The sequence below is a fragment of the Streptomyces sp. NPDC057638 genome (genome assembly GCF_042800315.1).
Classification (GTDB): domain Bacteria; phylum Actinomycetota; class Actinomycetes; order Streptomycetales; family Streptomycetaceae; genus Streptomyces.
The window spans coordinates 1-2,129 of sequence record NZ_JBHVHF010000566.1; the positions used below are offsets into that span (position 1 = coordinate 1).

General features: G+C 73.0%; 2 protein-coding genes. One reads left to right on the plus strand and one right to left on the minus strand.

The window, feature by feature from the left end; genetic code table 11:
• Positions 1-557: 557 nt before the first annotated feature.
• The gene (locus ACFVIM_RS34800) at positions 558-821 is read right to left on the minus strand and encodes a lipopolysaccharide assembly protein LapA domain-containing protein (protein ID WP_384310301.1); all 264 of its coding nucleotides are present in this window, start codon (positions 819-821) and stop codon (positions 558-560) included.
• Positions 822-1,008: 187 nt separating this feature from the next.
• On the opposite strand from ACFVIM_RS34800, the gene ACFVIM_RS34805 reads away from it, so the two are divergent.
• On the plus strand, positions 1,009-2,073 hold the full coding sequence (locus ACFVIM_RS34805; protein WP_384310304.1) for an adenosine deaminase: 1,065 nt from the start codon (positions 1,009-1,011) through the stop codon (positions 2,071-2,073).
• The last annotated feature ends 56 nt before the right edge of the window (positions 2,074-2,129 follow it).

Sequence of the window (2,129 nt, forward strand, 5' to 3'; positions counted from 1 at the left end):
GGGCGGCGGGGCGCGGCGGGGTGCGGGCGGCGGGGCGGGGTGCGGGCGGCACGGCGGGGTGCAGGCGGCACGGCGGGGTGCAGGCGGCGCGGCGGGGTGCAGGCGGCGCGGCGGGGTGCAGGTGCGCTGCCTGTCGCTGCCGCTGTCCTTCGGCTGCCGGGTTCGGCGGCCTCCGGGCTCACCTCCTCGGGAGCGGCGGACGAGACGCCCGAGTTCCGCCAGACCTGGTTGCCCCGCCACTCCCTGCGGGGGCGACCCTGCACCCCCCGAACATGCCACCGGAGCCCGGCCGCGTCGGTACCGGCGGGTGCGACCGTGACGGGCCAGAGCGCAGCCCGTCGCTGCCGCTGTCCTTCGGCTGCCGGGTTCGGTGGCCTCCGGGCTCACCTCCTCGGGAGCGGCGGACGAGACGCCCGAGTTCCACGAGACCTCGTTGCCCCGCCACTCCCTGCGGGGGCGACCCTGCACCCCCCGAACATGCCACCGGAGCCCGGCTGCCGCGGTTGCCGTCGGTGCGACCGTGACGGGCCAGGGCGCTGCCTGTCGCTGCCGCTGTCCTACGACTGCCGGGTTCGGCGGCCTCCGGGCTCACCTCCTCGGGAGCGGCGGAAGTAGAGTCCGCCGCACACCACCCCGAGCAGGAACATCAGCAGCAGCGCGAGATAGAGCGGCATCGTGACCACCGGCACGATCAGCCGGATCTCGATCTCGCGGGTGTTCTCCACGATGAGGACGACGGCCAGGGCCGCCAGCACCAGACCCACCGTCCGCGCGGGGGTGAACCACTCGCGTACCCGCCCGCCCCGGTCCTTGGCTCTCATGTTCCCCAGCATGGCTCGCGGCCGTCCGCCGGGCCCGCCGTAGTACGTCCGTACGAGTGAGCCGACCGGTATTCGTAGGTTCCCCAGAGGGGCGACGGCGGCTGTGGCCGGAGCCTCACGTGGCGCTGATCACCCCACCCCGTCGCAGGTCAGAAGGGGCCCGAACCCTCCCGTACACTCCCATCGCATGCATCTGTCTGACATCCTTCGCGCGCCCAAGGTCGTTCTCCACGACCACCTCGACGGTGGGCTGCGCCCCGAGACCATCGTCGAGCTGGCCCGCGAGCACGGTTACCCGGGACTGCCCACCGAGGACCCGGCCGAGCTGGCCGTGTGGTTCCGTGAGGCGGCGGACTCCGGTTCGCTGGAGCGGTATCTGGAGACCTTCGCGCACACCTGCGCCGTGATGCAGACGCGGTCCGCCCTGGAGCGAATCGCCGCCGAGTGCGCCGAGGACCTGGCCGCCGACGGGGTCGTCTACGCGGAGGTGCGCTACGCGCCCGAGCAGCATCTGGAGCGCGGGCTGACCCTGGACGAGGTCGTCACCGCCGTGAACGACGGCTTCCGGGCGGGCGAGCGCCGTACCGGTGGCCGGATCACGGTCCGCGCGCTGCTCACCGGGATGCGGCACACCGACCGCTCACTGGAGATAGCCGAGCTCACGGTCGCCCACCGGGACGCCGGGGTCGCCGGGTTCGATATCGCCGGGGGCGAGGCCGGTAACCCGCCCGCCCGCCATCTGCCCGCCTTCCAGCACCTCAAGCGGCACAACTGCCACTTCACCATCCACGCGGGCGAGGCCGCCGGGGTCGAGTCGATCCATGAGGCGGTGCAGATCTGCGGCGCCGAGCGGATCGGCCACGGGGTGCGGATCGCCGATGACATCACCGTCCACGAGGACGGCACGGCGACCCTGGGCGAGCTGGCCGCCTTCCTGCGCGACAACCGGGTCCCGCTGGAGGTCTGCCCGACCTCCAACCTCCAGACCGGTGCCGCCAAGGACTACGCCAGCCACCCCATCGACCTGCTGCGCCGTCTGGACTTCCGGGTCACGCTCAACACGGACAACCGGCTGGTGTCGGGGACCACGATGAGCCAGGAGTTCGCGCATATGACGGAGGCGTTCGGCTACGGTCCCGAGGTCTTCGAGGAGCTGACGGTCGCGGCGATGGAGTCGGCGTTCGCGCCGCTGCCGGAGCGGCGCCGGCTGATCGACGAGGTCATCCGGCCGGGGTACGCGGCCCTGCGCTGACCCGCGCCACCACTCCGGTACGGCGGAGGCGGCGCACGCCCTCGTGAACAGAGGGC

Bases quoted from the DNA above. Each gene is read 5' to 3' on its own strand.
- ACFVIM_RS34805 (WP_384310304.1), top strand. From the start codon at position 1,009: ATGCATCTGTCTGACATCCTTCGCGCGCCCAAGGTCGTTCTCCACGAC.
- ACFVIM_RS34800 (WP_384310301.1), bottom strand. From the start codon at position 821: ATGAGAGCCAAGGACCGGGGCGGGCGGGTACGCGAGTGGTTCACCCCC.